Annotated in this window: 16 protein-coding genes and 2 pseudogenes; 11 read left to right on the forward strand and 7 right to left on the reverse strand. The window is 53.8% G+C overall.

Annotated features, from left to right (window positions below; all coding sequences use genetic code 11):
• Positions 1-324, forward strand: a pseudogene (locus AC1DXW_RS18715) (acetyl-CoA C-acetyltransferase); the annotation flags it as partial.
• Between the two features lie 266 nt (positions 325-590).
• Positions 591-1,085 (forward strand): MaoC/PaaZ C-terminal domain-containing protein, encoded by a 495-nt coding sequence (locus AC1DXW_RS18720; RefSeq protein ID WP_477760303.1) that lies wholly within the window; start codon positions 591-593, stop codon positions 1,083-1,085.
• 164 nt (positions 1,086-1,249) lie between these two features.
• Here the strand turns inward: AC1DXW_RS18720 and AC1DXW_RS18725 are convergent.
• Positions 1,250-1,342, reverse strand: a pseudogene (locus tag AC1DXW_RS18725) (transcriptional regulator); the annotation flags it as partial.
• A 63-nt stretch (positions 1,343-1,405) separates the two neighbouring features.
• The gene (locus AC1DXW_RS18730) at positions 1,406-2,005 is read right to left on the reverse strand and encodes a TetR/AcrR family transcriptional regulator (RefSeq protein ID WP_477755572.1); all 600 of its coding nucleotides are present in this window, start codon (positions 2,003-2,005) and stop codon (positions 1,406-1,408) included.
• A 168-nt stretch (positions 2,006-2,173) separates the two neighbouring features.
• On the opposite strand from AC1DXW_RS18730, the gene AC1DXW_RS18735 reads away from it, so the two are divergent.
• From AC1DXW_RS18735 to AC1DXW_RS18750, 4 genes are all read left to right on the forward strand, one after another.
• A complete protein-coding gene (locus AC1DXW_RS18735) occupies positions 2,174-3,274 on the forward strand; it encodes an alkene reductase (RefSeq protein WP_477755571.1) in 1,101 nt (366 codons plus the stop codon).
• Positions 3,275-3,348: 74 nt separating this feature from the next.
• Complete coding sequence (locus tag AC1DXW_RS18740) at positions 3,349-4,137, forward strand: SDR family NAD(P)-dependent oxidoreductase (protein ID WP_477755570.1); 789 nt, start codon at positions 3,349-3,351, stop codon at positions 4,135-4,137.
• A 96-nt stretch (positions 4,138-4,233) separates the two neighbouring features.
• On the forward strand, positions 4,234-5,103 hold the full coding sequence (locus tag AC1DXW_RS18745) for an alpha/beta fold hydrolase (RefSeq protein ID WP_477760304.1): 870 nt from the start codon (positions 4,234-4,236) through the stop codon (positions 5,101-5,103).
• Between the two features lie 45 nt (positions 5,104-5,148).
• Positions 5,149-6,192 carry an NADP-dependent oxidoreductase gene (locus AC1DXW_RS18750; RefSeq protein ID WP_477760305.1) on the forward strand — a complete coding sequence of 348 codons (1,044 nt, stop codon included), beginning with the start codon at positions 5,149-5,151 and terminating at the stop codon, positions 6,190-6,192.
• Positions 6,193-6,530: 338 nt separating this feature from the next.
• On the opposite strand, the gene AC1DXW_RS18755 is transcribed toward AC1DXW_RS18750, so the two are convergent.
• The 5 genes from AC1DXW_RS18755 to AC1DXW_RS18775 all read right to left on the reverse strand — a co-directional run bounded on the left by AC1DXW_RS18755 (position 6,531) and on the right by AC1DXW_RS18775 (position 11,983).
• Positions 6,531-7,469: a carbohydrate kinase family protein gene (locus tag AC1DXW_RS18755; RefSeq protein WP_477755567.1), complete on the reverse strand. Its 939-nt coding sequence runs from the start codon at positions 7,467-7,469 to the stop codon at positions 6,531-6,533.
• 90 nt (positions 7,470-7,559) lie between these two features.
• The gene (locus AC1DXW_RS18760) at positions 7,560-8,219 is read right to left on the reverse strand and encodes a nucleoside/nucleotide kinase family protein (RefSeq protein WP_477755566.1); all 660 of its coding nucleotides are present in this window, start codon (positions 8,217-8,219) and stop codon (positions 7,560-7,562) included.
• Positions 8,220-8,431: 212 nt separating this feature from the next.
• Positions 8,432-9,358: an ABC transporter substrate-binding protein gene (locus AC1DXW_RS18765; protein WP_477755565.1), complete on the reverse strand. Its 927-nt coding sequence runs from the start codon at positions 9,356-9,358 to the stop codon at positions 8,432-8,434.
• A gap of 46 nt (positions 9,359-9,404) precedes the next feature.
• On the reverse strand, positions 9,405-10,427 hold the full coding sequence (locus tag AC1DXW_RS18770; RefSeq protein WP_477760306.1) for an ABC transporter permease subunit: 1,023 nt from the start codon (positions 10,425-10,427) through the stop codon (positions 9,405-9,407).
• On the reverse strand, positions 10,424-11,983 hold the full coding sequence (locus AC1DXW_RS18775; protein WP_477756696.1) for a sugar ABC transporter ATP-binding protein: 1,560 nt from the start codon (positions 11,981-11,983) through the stop codon (positions 10,424-10,426). Before AC1DXW_RS18775 ends, AC1DXW_RS18770 begins: the two co-directional genes overlap by 4 nt.
• Positions 11,984-12,444: 461 nt before the next feature.
• Here AC1DXW_RS18775 and AC1DXW_RS18780 point away from each other — a divergent pair, with 461 nt between their 5' ends.
• The 5 genes from AC1DXW_RS18780 (at position 12,445) to AC1DXW_RS18800 (ending at position 18,264) form a co-directional block, all read left to right on the forward strand.
• Positions 12,445-13,449 (forward strand): LacI family DNA-binding transcriptional regulator, encoded by a 1,005-nt coding sequence (locus tag AC1DXW_RS18780; protein ID WP_477760307.1) that lies wholly within the window; start codon positions 12,445-12,447, stop codon positions 13,447-13,449.
• Between the two features lie 394 nt (positions 13,450-13,843).
• Complete coding sequence (gene pgi, locus AC1DXW_RS18785) at positions 13,844-15,508, forward strand: glucose-6-phosphate isomerase (protein ID WP_477755877.1); 1,665 nt, start codon at positions 13,844-13,846, stop codon at positions 15,506-15,508.
• 437 nt (positions 15,509-15,945) lie between these two features.
• Entirely contained in the window at positions 15,946-17,172 is a 1,227-nt protein-coding gene (locus AC1DXW_RS18790; RefSeq protein WP_477755876.1) for a carbohydrate porin, read from the forward strand.
• Positions 17,173-17,359: 187 nt separating this feature from the next.
• On the forward strand, positions 17,360-17,569 hold the full coding sequence (locus AC1DXW_RS18795; RefSeq protein WP_477755875.1) for a hypothetical protein: 210 nt from the start codon (positions 17,360-17,362) through the stop codon (positions 17,567-17,569).
• A 197-nt stretch (positions 17,570-17,766) separates the two neighbouring features.
• Positions 17,767-18,264, forward strand: a complete 498-nt coding sequence (locus AC1DXW_RS18800; RefSeq protein WP_477755874.1) for a helix-turn-helix transcriptional regulator — start codon at positions 17,767-17,769, stop codon at positions 18,262-18,264.
• Positions 18,265-18,272: the final 8 nt, after the last annotated feature.

Consider the following 18,272-nt stretch of genomic DNA (forward strand, 5'->3'; position numbering starts at 1 on the left):
CTCTTTGCCTCCGCTCCGGTCGGTGCGATTAAACGCTTGCTAGAGCGAACCAACTGGTCAATGCAGGATGTTGATCTCTTTGAGATCAATGAGGCCTTTGCCGTGGTGCCCATGGTTGTTATCCGAGACTTGAACGTCGGACATGAGCAATTAAATGTCCACGGTGGGGCATGCGCTTTGGGGCACCCGATTGGCGCGTCAGGCGCGCGCGTTGTTGTTACGTTGGTAAATGCCTTGAGGCAGAACACGCTAAAGCGTGGCATCGCTTCTGTGTGCATTGGTGGCGGCGAGTCGACCGCGATTGCTATCGAACTCCTCTCATAGAGGAGCGTTGACTGGCTGTAACAAGTCTCCCGCTGCGCCTCGAAAATCTTTTTTTGCGCAAAGGATTTGTCTGTGAACTACCGGCCCCTAATAGTTGATCATGTCGAAGGGGCTGGCTTGATCTCGCTTAACCGCCCAGTTGCGCTGAATGCGATCCACGCAACGCCTGGCCAGAAAGAAGGGATGCGAGCATTTGTGGAGAAACGCGCAGCTAAGTTTTGAGCGTCAGTGTCGCGAGTTTAACGCTGCAGAACCCAGGAGATACCGTGGCAGAGAAAGAACTGTATTGGGAAGACCTCACCCCAGGTAGAACTTGGACAGCCAAGCAATCAGTTCCTATCACAACGGAACAAATTATCGCCTTTGCTGCCGAGTACGATCCTCTCGATATTCATATAGATCCTGACCTTGCCCGTTCGAGTCCGCTTGGGGTGCACTGTGCCAGCGGGGTACAAACCTTCGGTATCTCGCAGCGGTTGATGTGTGATGCCCTACTGCTTCAATCAAATGTCGTGGCGGGTGGGAAGATCGATGGTTTCAGGATGGTTGCTCCAGTAGTGCCAGGAGACATTCTCAAGCTCTCAGCTCAAGTCGTTCGATCACTCATCCACGCGGGAAACCATGAACGAGGGTGGGTTGTGTTTAAAGTCGACGTCGCTACGACGGGGGGAAAAACCGTCCTTGTTTATGAGGTGACAGTATTGATACTGCGCAGGAGCGGTCAGGGTGGGTCTGTACCTGGAAGCGTTGGCCAGCATTGATACTCGTGTGGCCCTCTTTTGGCCAGAAGCGCATGGTAGCGCCAGCCAGGCGTTACTCAAGAGACCCAGGAGATGCTTGATCTCTGCGCCGAGAAGAACACCCGCCTCTCTCGAATGAGATACAAGGAGGCCCTTATCGGGCCTTTTTTGTACTCAAACCAAACTCACTTGGTCAGCCAGGATTCGACGGTGTCGGAGCCATATGTCGCTTTCCACTCTTTCAAGGTTCGGTGATCCCCGTCCATTGTCTCAACGACAACATCTCTCGCAACACCTTCAATGCCCGGCCAAATGTTCAAGATCTGCCAGAAAGCGTCCATCTATGCGTTCCCCTGCGGCTCACTGACTGGCGACAACGGCAATGACGCAATTATCTCAGCGTGGCAAACCTCGAGTATTTCATCAGCCAGAGAAGAATCATCTGGGCAGGCGCGCGACAACATGACTGCACCGATTGCATGCGCCAGCATGTCGATCATTTTTGCCCGTACCCCATCCTGCGGCGCCTCTTGCCTCGCTTTGTACTTTACTTCGAGCGCTGCCAGCGTGCTTTCTACCCCGCTGGCAAAGGTGGCTTTCAACTCATCTGATTGACGCGCAGCGTCTCCACAAAGGGCCGCCATGGTGCAACCACTGCCCCTGCCGTCTCGGTGATCCCTCGACACATACAGATCGATGAACTCAGCAACCTCGAGACCTTCGGAACTGGTCAGCGAATGCGAAAGGCTGTTCGCTGCCGCTTCAGCCATCAAATCGGCCTTGGAGCCGAAGTGCTTGTAGAAACCGCCTTGCGTAAATCCGGCTGCTGCCATGAGTTCAGCCACCCCCACGCCATCGTAGCCACGCTCGCGAAACAGCTCTGAAGCCGTCTCAACGATGTGAGCTCTATTGGCGAGTGATTGCGCCTTGGTGATCTTCATTTCCTGCGCCTCTGCATCTCAAAGCAATGCCTCCATCATACTCTGATGTCGATCATAATCAAAAGCATTGACAGCTTTGAGTATGATCGACATCATAAATGTGCCAACGCGAATCTTCCCTGGCACGGCGCACGTCGCCTTTCATTAATCAACGAGTATGGAAACGATATGAACGATAAGACGTTATTTGAGCCGTACACGCTCGGCTCGCTGACACTTTCCAACAGAATCGTGATGGCTCCGCTGACGCGTAACCGTGCGGCAGAAGGCCTCGTCCCGAGCGAGTTCGCTGCAACCTATTACAGCCAGAGAGCCTCTACAGGCCTGTTGATCTCCGAAGCCTCGCAGATCTCGCAGCAGGGACAGGGCTACCAGGACACGCCCGGTATCTACACGCAGGCGCAGATTGATGGCTGGCGCAAGGTCACCGATGCTGTCCACGCAAAAGGCGGACGAATTTTCCTGCAACTGTGGCATGTCGGACGCGTATCGCACGTTGACCTGCAGGAGAACGGTGCCGCTCCGGTAGCACCCTCCGCTCTGCGTCCCGCGACCAAGGTGTTCGTCAACAATAGCTTCGTGGACGTTTCAGAGCCGCGAGCGCTTGATATCAGCGAACTTCCCGGGATCGTTAATGATTTTCGCCAAGCGGCGGCAAACGCCATCGCTGCGGGATTCGATGGCGTAGAGATCCACGGCGCAAACGGCTATTTGCTGGATCAGTTCGTCAAGGACGGTGCCAATATCCGCACCGATGCCTACGGTGGCTCGATTGAAAACCGCGCTCGCCTACTGCTGGAAGTGACGGCGGCGGTAGTAGCCGAGGTCGGTGCCGGACGCACAGGCATCCGTATATCGCCAGTTTCGCCAGCCAATGGTGTCTCCAGCAGCGAACCGCAGGCCCAGTTTGACTACATTGTCGACCAACTCGATGCCTTGGGCATTGTGTACCTCCATGTGGTCGAAGGCGCGACTGGCGGGCCGCGCGATGTTGCGCCCTTCGACTTTGGTTCTTTGCGCCAACGCTTCAAAAACACTTACATCGCCAACAATGGCTACGACGTGAATCTGGCCACCTCTCAACTCAACGATGACAAGGCTGACTTGATCGCCTTTGGGCGTCCCTTCATCGGTAACCCGGACTTGGTGGAGCGCCTTAAAACCGCTGCCTCTTTGTCGACATTCGATCCTGCGACCCTGTATGGCGGCGGTGCAGAAGGCTACATCGACTACCCAACCCTTGCTGAGTCCAGTACCCGGCACGGCTAACAATCACGTCCGTGCACGTCCTCCGGACACCGCGCACGACTCGCCTATCGATATCCGAAACCGAGGATCAATTCATGAGCATCCCTACCACCGTTCTCATTACCGGCGCCTCCACTGGCATCGGCGCCACCTATGCCGAGCGCTTTGCACAGCGCGGGCACGACCTCGTACTGGTTGCCCGCGACAAAGGGCGGCTGGATGCTCTTGCAGCCCGGCTGCGTGAGAAACACAACATCACCATTGATGTTCTCCAGGCTGACCTGACCCAAATCAGCGATTTGACCACGGTCGAGGCTCGCCTGCGCGACGACGCCAGTATTGGCATCCTGGTGAACAATGCAGGCGCCGCACAATCCGGCAGCTTTATCGAACAATCCACCGACAGCGTTGCTCAGTTGGTTACGCTCAACACTACCGCACTGGTACGGCTTGCCAGCGCCATCGCCCCACGGCTGGCACAAGCCGGGGACGGAGCGATTATCAACATAGGCTCGGTCGTTGGCCTGGCACCGGAGTTCGGGATGACGGTCTACGGCGCGACCAAGGCGTTTGTACTGTTTCTCTCTCAAGGTATGAGCCTGGAGCTGACGCCCAAAGGCGTCTACGTGCAAGCCGTCTTGCCAGCAGCCACTCGTACCGAAATCTGGGAGCGAGCGGGCGTCGATATCAATACCCTCAGTGACATCATGGAAGTGGGTGATCTGGTCGATGCGGCGCTGGTCGGTTTTGATCGTCGCGAGCCAGTGACCATTCCACCCTTGCAGGACGCCGCGCGTTGGGATGCCTTGCAGGGTGCACGTCAGGGCTTGCTGTCGCAGATCAGGCAATCCGATGTCGCCGAGCGTTATCAAGCCAAGGCGTAATCATCGTGCAGCAGGCGCTGGTGCGCAGCACTCGATTTAAAAGCGCCTGCAACACAGTCTCACTTGCAGCTTTTCGACCCGCATCACGGGGCCAACATGAATATTCAAGACACAAAACTTCATCCCGGATCGCGCACGCCGTTCGTCAATGCAGCGAACCAATGGATCAAGGTCGAAGGAACAGCGTTCGCTTACCGTGACATCGGCCCCAAGGGTGAGTTGCCGCTCGTTCTGCTTAACCATTGGGGCGCAGTGCTGGACAACTTCGACCCACGGATCATGGATGGGCTCGCAAGCACCAGGCGCATCATCGCCACTGACTATCGGGGAATCGGCGCCTCGGATGGCACCGCCCCTGCAACGGTCAGCGAAATGGCAAACGATGCCATCGCTGTGATTCGTGCGCTGGGGTTTAAAAAGGTCGACCTGCTGGGTTTTTCACTCGGAGGATTCGTGGCCCAGGAAATTGCTCTGAGCGCCCCTGACCTGGTGCGCAGACTGATTCTGACCGGTACGGGGCCTGCTGGCGGTAGTGGCATCGACAAGCTCTGGTCAGTGTCATGGCCATTGATGCTTAAAGGTTTGCTGACGTTGCGCGATCCGAAGACCTACCTATTCTTCACCTCTACGGTCAATGGCCGGCGAGCCGCCAAGGATTTTCTGAATCGCCTGAAGGAGCGCAGGAAAGATCGCGACAAAAATCCAACACCAACCGCTTTTTGGCGGCAGTTGAAAGCCATTCACGCATGGGGCAGACAACCCCCACAAAATCTCGGTCGCATACAGATACCGACGCTGATCGCGAACGGTGACAACGACATCATGGTGCCCACGATGARCTCTACCGACTTGGCAAACCGGATCCCGAATTCACAACTGATCATTTACGAAGACGCAGGGCATGGCGGAATTTTCCAACATCATGCCGACTTCGTGGCGAAAGCAACGGCATTCCTGGATGCCTGAGCGTGTTCTGCCATTCCCATTTGAAACTATGAGAGTTGAATCAACATGAAGGCATTTCTAATCGACCGTTACGGCAAGCATAATGGCCGTTTCGCCGAGGTGCCCGCACCTGAGGTGGGTGCACATGACGTCCTGGTTCAAGTGCATGCCACAAGCGTCAACGTGCTTGATTCAAAGATCAGTACAGGCGAATTCAAACTGATCTTGCCGTACTCATTCCCGTTGATATTGGGCAATGACCTGGCTGGGGTCGTGGTCAGCGTTGGATCCGGTGTGCGGCGCTTCAAGCCAGGTGACGAAGTCTACGCGCGCCCTCCTCAAGAGCGCATAGGCACTTTCGCCGAGCTTATTGCGGTGGAAGAAAATGCACTCGCGTTGAAACCCGAAAATATCAGCATGGAAGAAGCTGCTTCCCTCCCCCTGGTCGCTCTGACGGCCTGGCAGGTGTTGGTTGAAACAGCCAGGTTGCAAAAAGGGCAGAAGGTCTTTATTCACGCCGGTTCCGGCGGTGTTGGCACCATCGCCATCCAGCTCGCCAAGCATCTGGGCGCCTTCGTTGCGACAACCACCAGCACAAACAATGTTGAATGGGTTAAAGCGCTGGGAGCGGACGTCGTCATCGACTACAAGAAGCAAAACTTCGAAAGCGTTTTGCAGGACTACGATGTCGTATTGAACAGCTTGGGCGCGGATGAACTGGAAAAGTCGCTCAGCATTTTGAAGCCTGGTGGCCAGCTCATTTCCATCTCGGGGCCGCCGACGCCGCAATTCGCTGAAGAGCAAAAACTGTTCTGGGGATTGGGTTGGGTGATGCGTTTGTTGAGCAGCGGTATCCGCAGAAAAGCTCGCAAAAAGGATGTCAGCTATGCGTTCGTTTTCATGCGTGCGAGCGGTGCTCAACTGGGTGAAATTACTGCTCTCGTCGAGTCCGGCATTATCAAACCGGTGGTCGACCGATCCTTCCCTTTCGAGTCAACAGCGGATGCTTTGAGCTATGTCGAACAAGGACGATCCAAAGGTAAGGTAATCATTAAGCTCACGGGAAGTTCGCTATCGCCAGGAGTATTGCCGACGGCGCAAACGGGCTGAAAACCGAGCAAAAAAAGGGCCCTTCACTGGCCCTTTTGTACTCAATCCAGATTCACTGGGTCAGCCAGGACTCGACGGTCGCGAAGCCGTGTTCTGCTTTCCATTTTTCAAGCAGGGGTAGCCTGGAGTCACAGTCCAGTCGTTACGCACATGCCCTCTCAAACACCTTCAATGCAGGCTCGCATTTGAACCCGGTGACTCCACTGGGTAGATCAATCGAGGCTCAATTGTTGGCGTATCTATCTCAAGAGGAGCCAGCGCGACTGGAAGCTTGAAGCGTCGTCGGCCCGACTTACCCACGTAGACTGCAGTGCCGACGAAACAATCCTGACCAGATATCAATCCAACTGATGCCGAAAAGGTAAGTCCGGCCCGGTTTTACCGCAGGTCAGGGCAGCGGCGCTGACGGCAAAGGTGAGCATTGCGTCGATCTGTTCACGGCCCAAGCGTTGCAAGCCCTCTACCGAATCCAGCTGCTGCTCGGTCAGCCAAGCGATCAATGCCGCCTGGAAGGTATCGCCGGCGCCCACGGTATCGACCATCACCACGGCACGGGCCGGCACCGACCAAGTGCCATGGCGGCGGCTGAAAACTGTCGCTCCCTGACCGCCACGGGTGAGGAATACCAGTTGGCAGCGGTGTTCCAGCCAGCCCTCGATCACGCTCTGCGCATCACGCTCGGGGTAGAGCAGGTTCAGGTCTTCGTCACTGACCTTGATCAGATCGGCATGTTCGACCAGAGCGCCGATACGTTCGCGCCACAATTCGATATTCGGCTCTGGGTTGAGTCGCACATTGGGGTCAAGGCTGATCAGGCGTTTGCCACTTTCCCGGCAGACCAGAGCCAGCAGGGTATCGGCAATCGGCTGCACCACCAACGAGAACGAGCCGATATGCAGCCCTCGCACCTCAGCGCCCAACTCAGGCAAATGCCCCGGCAACAGCTGACGATCAGCGCAGCCTTCACCGCGAAAGCTGTAATGCGGCGAGCCATCGGCACCAACGGCGACCATGGCAAGGGTGGTCGGTGCGTCGAAATCCTGAAGGTAGTCCAGGCGCACGCCCTCCTCCTGCAATACTTGCTGTAAACGCCGGCCCAGGTAGTCGGTGGACAACCCGGCAAACAGCGCCACGTCGATACCCAGCCGCCGCAGCCCGACGGCGACGTTGAACGGTGAACCGCCGGCAATGGCCTTGTAGTTTATTTTTGAAGCTTGAGCTCCGGGGTCGTTTTCACTAAAGAAATCGAACAGCGCTTCGCCACATACCAGATACATAGTCGTTTGCTCTTTAAAGGTTCGCTACAGGTTGTTGATAGCGTCAATAGGCCTGTTGATAGGCAGCCATGCTGGCTGCGACACTCTCGCTCAAGGAGAAGAAGTGGGTTCTTCATCTGTGATCGTGAAGTCAGCTCTACTGCTGGCCGAAATCACAAATTCGGCATTCGGAAGGTCGTTGCAACGAACTTTTTCATAGGAAGCAGACTCATCGAACCCGAATGATCGCCATCGATCAAGCAGTCGCGTCTCCAGGGTTTTACGGTCAACCTGCAGCATAATGGTGGTATCAAAACAGTCCCTTAAGGACGACCATGGGGCAAGATTCAATAGAAGGTAGTTTCCTTCTACGATGAGATATTTCACATCAGAGGAAACCAATCGTCCTGCGGCACGGGATATCTCCAGGTTACGATCGAATACTGGAACGGCAACCGTTGGTTCGTTGTTCGCACGAAGCCGCAGCAGCAGACTCCTGAAGCCACCCACATCGAATGTATCGGGGGAGCCCTTGCGGTCTAAAAGGTTCAAGGATCCAAGAACCGCGTCATCATAGTGAAAGCCATCCCCGGGAATGACCGCTGCACTCCCCGGCATAATACTATTAAGGGCCTCTACCAAGGCCTCAGAGACGGTGGACTTACCTGCACCAGGCGGCCCCGCTAGCGCAACGACAATTCGATTACCAGACAGAGACGTGACGTAGTCAAGTAGCTCTATGCTTACTATTGTGTTTGCGTTGGAAAACATGCCAGGTTTCTCGTCAGCAAGCGTTGCTCAGCCCCCCATACCGAGATACGTGAAGCTTGAACAATACTCATGGATACATAATGACAACAGGATCAGCAAACCTCTAAGAGGCCAATGACTGTTCGGCTACTGCGAGTACCTCGCAGCAGCCATTACCCGCATTCCAGATGTGGCTGGATACCCCTATGCCACCCGACTAAGCCGCCTATGAGTCATTGGTCAGCTTGCCAGCCTTTGTACTCCATAACATTAGTTCGGGTTACAAGTGAGGGTTGAAGCAGTACCGTTGTGCTTTCCAGGGATTTGCCATTCAGCAGGTCGTTACCCATCGTTACGGCCTGTTGTGCCTGGCCCCAAGGGGACTGAGAGGCAGAAGCCTGGATCTGTGTATCGCTTTTGAGTGCTGTCTCTATATCGGGAGCCCCATCCACCGATGCGATAATGATGCCTTTACGCTTGAGTTGTTTTGCTGCCAGGTCTGCACCTATGGCTTGGGGATCATTGATAGCGAACACCGCGTCGATTTTTGCAAAGCGAGTCAGGTCGCCTTGCATCACGCTGTAGCCACCTTCTCGCGAGCCTTTGGCATCCTGATTATCGGACAGTACCTTAATGTCAGGTGCCTGTGCGAAAACACTCTTACACCCATTGACACGATCCAGGACTGCTGAAGTCTGCGTACCATTCTGGATAATAACGTTACCCTTGCCACCAAGCTGCTCGGCAATGTACTGACAGACTATCTTGCCGGCTTCAACGTTATCTGTCTGTACCGTGGCGTTGGCACCCTGCACCATGACATCAACCCCCACAACCACTATGCCGGCCTTTCTGGCTTTGGCAATCGCAGGTGCAATCGCTACAGGGTCGACGGCATTGACAAGAATCAGGTTTACGCCCGCCGAAATGAAGTTATCGATCTGGGTGAACTGTTTGTTTAGATCGTAGTCGGCCGAAACTGAGGTGAATTTTGCGGCGGGGTTGATCTGCAATGCCTGCGCTTTGGCGCCATTTACCATCGCTACGAAATACGGATTTCCCAGCGAGCCAACGGTTATCCCGACGGATTTCAATTCTTGCGCTTGAGCGGTATTAAATGCCAGGAGTGCACAAGCAGCGGCCAATATTGTTTTTTTCATGAGCACAGTCTCTTATTGTTGGAGTATTAGAGGAGTTTTATAGAGTTCAGGTTCGTGCGCCGGTCTGCCGAAAACGATCGAGTGCTACCGCCCCGATGATGACGACGCCCTTGATGATGTATTGCCAGATATCCGAAACGCCCAGCAATATCAGACCGTTGGAAAGTGTCGCGATGATCAGGGCGCCAATCAGCGTACCGACGATGGTGCCGACGCCGCCGGTGAAACGTGTGCCACCCAGGATGACGGCGGCGATAGCGTCGAGTTCATAGGACTGGCCCATTTGCAGACCGTTGGCCGCCATCAAACGAGCGGAAGTCATGATGGCCCCCACACCTGCCAGCAAACCGGATATGGCGTAAACGAAGAGCAGGACTTTCCAGACCTTGATTCCCGATAACCGCGCGGCCTCAGGATTGCCACCCACTGCGTAAATCTGTACGCCTAAAACCGTCCGACGAAGAATGAGCCACGAAAGAGTCACCACTACCAGCGCGATGACAACCAGCCATGGCACCCCGAACAACGTATCGTTTCCAATGAAGGCAAATGACAAGTCGGGGTTGAACACCGTTTTGTCTTCGCCGATGAGGCGTGCGATCCCACGCATCGCCGTCAATCCGCCCAGTGTGACTATAAACGCAGGCAGCTTGCCAAAAGCGACCAATACGCCATTGACGAGCCCGAGCAACAGGCCGATTCCAAGCCCCGCAGGGATGGCCAGAGAGGACAATCCGGGAACTTGCGATACCAACAGCGCCACTACCGCGGAAACAGCCAGGATCGAACCCACTGAAAGGTCGATGCCCCCGGTCAAAATCACGAAAGTCAGGCCGGATGCCAATACCACATTGATAGAGGCTTGTTGGCTGATGATCGAGAAGTTCTGCGCCGAGAAAAAGCTGTCGCTCATCAGGCTGAAGCCCACACACAGGAGCAACAATACGGGGAGCATGCCCGCTACCCTCATCAGTTGGCGCATTTTTTCCTGTGCGCCAGGTCCGGCAATGTTCCGCGCATTGGGTGTGATGAAGTCACTTGCCACTTTGCGTTGCAGTGGGGAAGTCATTGAACTAAGTCTCCGTTGGCTAGAGTCAAGCTGTCGCTGCCTGTGGCAAACGCGATAATGGTTTCGGGTGTAATATCAACACCGCTGCGGCCACCGAGTTCGGCGACAAGTTTCCCTTCACACATGACCAATACACGGTCAGCGATTCCAACAATCTCTGGCAGTTCACTTGAAATCATCACTACACACACGCCGGAGGCGGCCAATGCATTGATTATTTTATATATCTCTGTTTTGGCTCCAATATCGACACCCGAGGTGGGTTCGTCCAGGAACAGCACTTTGGGCTTCATCTCAAGCAGACGAGCCAGCAAAACCTTTTGTTGGTTGCCTCCAGACAGCGCGCCGACATTGATGTCTGGAGATGCTTTGATATTGAGTGCCTGAATGGCTTGTTCGGTGCGTCCGGTTCCAGCCGTCCGGTCCACAAAACCCGTCAATGAAGCATCATTTCCCAATACACAAACATTGATATTGTCGTGGACACTCATATCGAGAAAGAGGCCCAAGGCTTTACGGTCTTCTGTCAGATAGGCGATACCTGCATTGCCTGCATCGCGAGGGGAGCGTATGGCTACAACTTCGCCGTCCAGTTCAATGTGTCCACCCGAGTATGCATCGACACCTGCAATTAATCGGGCAAGTTCTGTTCTCCCTGAGCCCACCAGCCCTGCAATCCCGAGAATTTCGCCGGCATACAGATCGAAACTGCAATCTCGAATTTTTAAACCGTCAGTAAGTTTGCGGACACGTAGTACCGGTTGCTCGTAAGAACACGTAGCACGCTCATGGGCATAGAAACCGGAAACATCGCGACCCACCATCATCCGGACCAGGGTTTCAGCCGATAACGTGCCACGGTCCAGCGAACCCACGTAACGGCCGTCCCGGAGCACCGAAACGAAATCGGACAATGCGTATATCTCAGCCATTCGATGGCTGATATAGATGATTGCGACACCGTCATCACGTAACTGGCGAATCAACGCAAATAGACTTTCAGTCTCTTTTGAAGACAGCGGCGTTGTAGGCTCATCCATCACCAGGATTCGCGTATCGGCATGAATTGCACGGGCGATTTCAACAAGTTGTTGGTCGGCGATCGACAATGTACCGACCAGCGCGTGCGGATCAAATGTGACGCCAAGTCGCTTTAGTACAACCTGCGCGCCTTCGGTCATTGCCTTGTGGTTTACAACTCCACATCGACGAATTTCCCTACCCAGGTAGATGTTCTCGACCACGCTCATATTCGCGCACAAGCTGAGCTCTTGATAGATAACTGAAATGCCATGGCGCTTCGCATCGTTCAGGCCATAGTTTCGAATATCACATCCATCGATTCGGATAGTGCCACTGTCGGCTATATAGGCTCCCGACAGGATTTTCATCAGCGTGGATTTTCCGGCGCCGTTTTCGCCCATTAACGCGTGGATTTGTCCAGGGAAAATATTGAGATCGATGTCATGCAGGACGCGTACCCCATTGAATGACTTCGAGATGGAGCGCATTTCCAATAGGGCAAGAGGTGGACTTTCAGATCCAGTGCTCAGCATAGCGGTTAACTCCTTATCTACCGATTTGAGAAGCAGTTGAAACCTCTCATCGGTGTTCTTGTTCGAGAAACATAGTCCAAAGGAAAGCGCTTGCGCAAGCGCTTTCCTTTGCGCTCGAAGGAAAGGTGAAAATGTTAGGAAAGCGCTTGCGCAAGCGTTTTCGTCTCGGCTATGCTTTTTTCAACAGCGTCCCTGCGTGCCGTAAACGGTTCGCCATGTGATCGCGACAATAATAAAAAAGGAGTGCCCGGCTATGCTGCATAGCGGATTCCACCATCTCGCCTCAGCCACTTCAGGTGCACAGCGCACCTCGCTGGGTCTCTCTCGAAATTACGGGCCCGTCCCGGCATCAATTCCTGGAGCCTGCGACACATTTTCTCGCCGTGAGCTTTACAATGGCTTACCGCTGGGCATGAGTTCAGCGCTATCCATGAAATCACGTGAGAAAGGAGTGGTGCACAGTGGGCGCAAAGATGAGTGATGTAGCGCGAGCCGCGAACGTATCAATGTCTACGGTATCCCACGTACTCAACGGTACTCGCAAAGTACATCCCGACACCGTCCGTAGCGTGAATCAGGCTGTAGAGTCCGTAGGCTATATTCGAAACTCGCTCGCTCGATCTCTGGCTCGCTCCTCTTCAGGTGCTATAGGGGTGGCGATTGCTACGCTGTCAAACTATTACTTCAGTGAAACAGTACGTGCCATCGAAGCGGCATGTGCGAAAAGCGGCTTGATGATGATTCTGGTCAATACGCAAAAAGATCCTGAACAAGAGCTTAAAGCGGTCAAAGCACTGCATGAGAGACGTGTTGACGGCATTGTACTCGCCTCGGAGCATGATCCAGAAAATAGAGTATTTAATTACTTAAAGGCCAACAAGATACCCACGGTTCTCATCGATCGACTTCTGTCGACGTCTTTCGATCAGGTGGGGGTAGAGAATAAGCAATCATCTCAAGAGTTGATTGCACACTTGATTAAACTTGGACATCGGCGTATCGGGATGGTATCCGGACGGTTGACTCAGTCTTCTTCTCATGAGCGAATTGACGGTTACCGTGCGGCCTTGGTTGAGGCAGGAATCCAGTACGAAGATCAATTAGTTTGCTGTGGTGAATCGGAGATTGCGCCGGCAATGGAGGCGACTCGCCGTCTACTGGCGCTAGAGCACCCGCCTACCGCAATAATGACCGCTAACAACTTGATGACCATTGGTGCTATGCAGGCCCTTCGTGAAGCCCGGCTTGAGGTGCCAAAGGACATCGCACTGGTCGGCTTTGATGACTTCGACTGGGCAGATGCTTTTAGCCCCCGACTGACAGTTATAGCGCAACCTCTCGAGGAGCTCGGAGCCCAGGCTGTGAAGCTTTTATTGAAGCGTATCAAGCAACCTGATGGGAGACGTCAGACTATTCGATTGAAACCCTCATTAATCCAGCGAGATTCTGGCGGCGTTCCCAAATGACTGTACTCAGGGATTTATCCTGAGGATCTAGCGGTTGCAGGCGTGAATTATTTTACTTTTGTCCACGTCTCGCCGCCTGGACAACTTTTAAACTAAATGACCAGCATCTGGTTTCAATTCGTCGTGCACGCATATGTATGTTTGCTTTTTCACTTAAGCGACCGGCTTTCGGTTTTTTTGAGCTTTCAATAATTTCGCCAAAGAGATAAGCGTCTATTTAGATCGCGATTAAAAATCGCTGACCTCGTGGAACGGAGTCCGATAGCCGATTATAACAACAAACCGCAGAACCTGTTTCTGTCGGGGCGTTTCTGCGTGTGCAGATTTACAAAACTCCCAAATTTGAATCGTTGATTGAGACGGCTGAAGCCGTATTGGCAAAGAGAGGCTGAGCATGAATAACTACAACAAAACGAATGATGTGACTGCATTGCCGGCATGGCGCAATCTGCTCGACCATCGGGAGAGCATGAAAAACTTTAGTATGCGCGATGCCTTTCAAGATGACAGTAAACGCTTTCAAGACTTCTCCTTGGCGGGCTGCGGGCTGTTTCTGGATTACTCCAAAAACCTGATCACTCACGAGACGCGCTCATTGCTGGTAAACCTTGCTCGCGAGGCTGGCGTGGAGCAGGCAGCGCATGCCATGTTCAGTGGCGAAAAAATCAACTGTTCCGAGGGGCGTCCTGTGCTGCATACCGCGCTGCGGCGACCAGTGGGGGAACCTTTGATGGTCGATGGCCGCAACTTGATGCGCGATGTGCATGGTGCTCTGGCGCAGATGACTGACGTTGTGAGTCGTATCCATAGCCATCTTTGGCGTGGTTACAACGATAAGGTCATCACTGATGTCGTAAACATTGGTATTGGTGGCTCATTTCTGGGCCCTGAGCTTGTCTCTGAAGCACTCGCGCCTTTCGCTCGGCATGGGGTGCGGTGCCATTACCTGGCTAACATCGACGGCAATGAATTCCGAGAGGTTACAGCCGATCTGAACGTAGAAACAACGCTGTTCATTATCTCAAGCAAAACCTTCGGTACTCTTGAAACGCTGAAGAACGCGCAAGCTTGTCGAAGCTGGTATCTGGCCAAGGGCGGGACGGAAGAGAAGCTGTATCGCCACTTCATTGCTGTGACAAGTAATCGTCAAGCTGCGCTGGATTTCGGCATCCGTGAAGCAAACATTTTTCCTATGTGGGACTGGGTCGGTGGCCGTTACTCACTATGGTCGGCAATTGGCCTGCCGATTGCTCTGGCCATTGGCATCGCTAACTTTAAGGAACTGCTGTCCGGCGCGTACGCTATGGATCAACATTTCCTGAATGAACCATTGGAACAGAACCTTCCCGTTCTTTTAGCAGTACTCGGCGTTTGGTATCACAACTTTTGGGGTGCGCAAAGCTATGCGTTCTTGCCCTATGACCATAACCTGCGCAACTTCGTGAAACATCTGCAGCAGATGGACATGGAGTCCAATGGCAAAAGTGTTCGTCATGACGGCACGTCAGTTTCCTACACCACTGGCCCAGTAATCTGGGGCGGCGTGGGATGTAACGGACAGCACGCTTACCACCAGTTATTGCATCAAGGGACGCCTCTAATTCCAGCCGACTTCATTGTGCCTGTGGTCAGCCACAACCCAGTGGCTGATCATCAGGAATGGCTGTACGCCAATTGCTTGTCTCAAAGCCAAGCGCTGATGCGAGGCAAAACCCGCGCTGAAGCTGAGGCAGAGCTAAAAGCCAAAGGCCTTTCGTCCAGTGAGATTGAACGACTGGCGCCGCATAAGGTGATTCCCGGCAACCGGCCAAGCAATACAGTTGCTCTTGAGATCATCAATCCACATAGCCTTGGTGCGTTGATCGCCCTTTATGAACACAAGGTCTTTGTCCAGGGTGTAATTTGGGGAGTCAATTCGTTTGATCAATGGGGCGTGGAGTTGGGCAAGGAGCTAGGCAACAGCGTCTACAACCTTCTGACTCGCTATGACGCGGAACCGGCAGATGATTCCTCGACGCAGGGCCTTATAGATTTCTTCCGGGGACGTCATCGTGGTTAGAGCCTCATAAGATTGGGTGGGACTAATGCCTTCCAGTCTTGGAGAAAACGAATGCCATGTAGTCGTGCCTCCGCGCATGTATTCACTCCTGTTGTACTTCTGAGGCTACAGGGTGATCGATCGGCCCTGCACCGTGATTAAGGAAGTTTGGGCTTCCAGGTTCGCGGCCTGAAAATACATTCCAAAGGGTAAAACTTACGACGATCAACTAACTCATTGGTTAAGTAATCGCTTGCTTACCGTAGTCACTCCGCACTGGCACTGCCTGGGTTCTTCTCATACTTTGGCTCAGGTAATACGGTGCGCTTTCTATTCGATTTAACCTATTTCCCATTCGGGAACTTGTGCGTGGAGCTAGCTGCGTACCTGGTTACAAAGCGTGCTGACTCGCGTTATCGACCTTGTCCAATAAATATAAAAAACAAAAGGTGTTATGAATGAACGTTAAAACTCTCAGTGCAGTTCTGGGTGTGTCCTTTGCTGTCGGCTTTCTGCCTGTTGACGCGTATTCAACAGACTTCAGTGGTTATTTCAGAACCGGAGTGGGGGATTCTACTCAAGGAGGGAAACAGTCGTGTTTTCAGCTACCGGGCGCGCAGTCCAAATATCGCCTTGGCAACGAATGTGAGCAGTACATAGAGCTGGATTTGCGCCAGGATCTGCTTTCACTGGACGACGGCTCGATGCTTAGCGTTGAAGGCATGGCACAGTTTTACAACGAGTATGGCCATGAACCAAAATTTGACGGAGAGCACGGCTATACGCGGATGAGCCAGCTCTACGCAGAGTGGAGCAAGATGCCGGCATTGAATGGCGGTTCTTTCTGGGCGGGCCGTCGTTACTACAACCGAAACGACATCAATATTTCCGACTACTTCTACTGGAACCAAAGCTCAACGGGCTTTGGGTTCGACCAGGTCGCATTGGGAGATCTGAAATACAGCTACGTGCTTTCACGCAAGGACAACGTCTTCCAAAAGGATTTTGTTACCCGGCATGATTTGACCGTCAGCGGATTCAACACAAATCCCGGTGGCGAGGTTAAGCTGGGCGTCAGTTATCTGGACAAGCCGAGCCGCGAGGATGCTCATCAGGGCTGGTCGGTGGTTGCCCAGCACAAGCAGGTCGCGTTCCTGGGCGGAGTCAACAAGTTCGCTGTTCAATACGGCCGAGGACCAGGCACCGCATTGGGGTATACCGGTGATACCACGCTGGATGAGAGCAACAAGAGCTGGCGGCTCGTGGAGTTTTTCGATTGGCAATTGACTCATGCTTTCAGTGGTCAAGTTGAACTGGTCTATCAAAAAGACACGCGCCCTGGAGGTGATGATCAGAACTGGTTATCCATTGGTGTTCGGCCAATTTATGCGTTCACGGATCAGTTCAAGCTGATCACCGAGGTTGGGCGCGACCAGGTTGAAGCCGCAGACGGTACCCGAAAACTCACTAAGTACACCATCGCGCCGACTTGGTCACCGAACGGCCCGGGATTCTGGGACAGGCCGGAATTTCGTCTGTATTACACCTACGCTACCTGGAACAAGGCTGCGCAACGCGCCGCCAGCTTGCAATCTCCGGGATCGGCTCTGTCTGATACCGGTGCGTTTGGTACAGACCTGCAAGGCTCCAACGTAGGGGTTCAGATCGAGTATTGGTGGAAATAAACTCCCTTGTTGACGCCGATGCCGAATTGAACCACGTGCCGACGCAAGACCGACCCACCTCAAAATCAGCACAAATCCGGCACAGACAACGGTTTGTGAGGAATCAGACGGGGTCAGTGACATCTCGGCAACTGGGTGTATTCGGCATCGGCACCAACAACGCTGACCTCTCCACGGAGCAATCACGATGTCGAATGCAGACCTGCTCCCTTCCCTACTCTTCAAGATCAATCAGAACCAGCTAGCCCTCGAAGCCGCGATCATGGCGCTTGCCCTTTGGGTCGAGCAGCGCAGTTCGGGTGAGGCTGGAGGCAATGTGCGCAGTGCGCTGGCAACGATCAGCACGAACGAAGAGTTGATCAACATGTCGTTAGCGGTGCTCGCGACGCCAGAGTGATCCCACCAACGGTGCTGCTCAATGCATCATCTGATTGCTGAAACGGGTAGGCAGTTGCTCTCTCTGGATATCTGGTGTGGGTCAGTTGATACCCATCGTGCTGCAACGGACACTGTATTTCAGAACTCTTAAGGTTTGCTTAAGGACTTTAAATGTCGCCGGCGGACAGACTTTCCTGAACGATCAGGAGAGCCGCCATGAACCCGCAATCGGTGATATCAAACCATCCATGCACCCTGGTACGGCCGCTGGGTGCCCTGTCCGGCTGGCAGGAGCGCCGCGCCAAGGAGCTGATGCTGCGTGACATGGGCAGCTGCGTTCGCATCAGCGAGATTGCCGAACACTGCAACCTGTCCCGTAGCCATTTTTCCCGGGCGTTCAAAAAGGTTACCGGCCACTCGCCGCAAGGCTGGCTGGTGATGATGAAAATCGAAAAAGCCAAAAGCCTGCTGATCACCTCAATGCCGATCACCGATGTCGTCTATGAATGCGGTTTCGCAGACCACTCGCATTTCACCCGCACCTTCAGCCGCCTGGAAGGGATGACACCCAAGGCATGGCGCCGGGCCTTTGATCATGTAGCGAGCCACCCTGGCCAGCCACCAGTAATTGATCGGGACATACCCGACTGGAGAATTCACGATAGCCTGGTCGACGGCGTGGGACAGTCGCGCGCACAGGAGCTGCACGCGTGAACTGATCG

It is taken from the genome of Pseudomonas sp. P4_C4, assembly GCF_056402055.1.

Bases quoted from the DNA above. Each gene is read 5' to 3' on its own strand.
- AC1DXW_RS18790 (WP_477755876.1), top strand. From the start codon at position 15,946: ATGAACGTTAAAACTCTCAGTGCAGTTCTGGGTGTGTCCTTTGCTGTC.
- AC1DXW_RS18800 (WP_477755874.1), top strand. From the start codon at position 17,767: ATGAACCCGCAATCGGTGATATCAAACCATCCATGCACCCTGGTACGG.
- AC1DXW_RS18755 (WP_477755567.1), bottom strand. From the start codon at position 7,469: ATGTATCTGGTATGTGGCGAAGCGCTGTTCGATTTCTTTAGTGAAAAC.
- AC1DXW_RS18775 (WP_477756696.1), bottom strand. From the start codon at position 11,983: ATGCTGAGCACTGGATCTGAAAGTCCACCTCTTGCCCTATTGGAAATG.
- AC1DXW_RS18750 (WP_477760305.1), top strand. From the start codon at position 5,149: ATGAAGGCATTTCTAATCGACCGTTACGGCAAGCATAATGGCCGTTTC.
- AC1DXW_RS18770 (WP_477760306.1), bottom strand. From the start codon at position 10,427: ATGACTTCCCCACTGCAACGCAAAGTGGCAAGTGACTTCATCACACCC.
- AC1DXW_RS18795 (WP_477755875.1), top strand. From the start codon at position 17,360: ATGTCGAATGCAGACCTGCTCCCTTCCCTACTCTTCAAGATCAATCAG.
- pgi (WP_477755877.1), top strand. From the start codon at position 13,844: ATGAATAACTACAACAAAACGAATGATGTGACTGCATTGCCGGCATGG.
- AC1DXW_RS18760 (WP_477755566.1), bottom strand. From the start codon at position 8,219: ATGTTTTCCAACGCAAACACAATAGTAAGCATAGAGCTACTTGACTAC.
- AC1DXW_RS18735 (WP_477755571.1), top strand. From the start codon at position 2,174: ATGAACGATAAGACGTTATTTGAGCCGTACACGCTCGGCTCGCTGACA.
- AC1DXW_RS18730 (WP_477755572.1), bottom strand. From the start codon at position 2,005: ATGAAGATCACCAAGGCGCAATCACTCGCCAATAGAGCTCACATCGTT.
- AC1DXW_RS18740 (WP_477755570.1), top strand. From the start codon at position 3,349: ATGAGCATCCCTACCACCGTTCTCATTACCGGCGCCTCCACTGGCATC.
- AC1DXW_RS18765 (WP_477755565.1), bottom strand. From the start codon at position 9,358: ATGAAAAAAACAATATTGGCCGCTGCTTGTGCACTCCTGGCATTTAAT.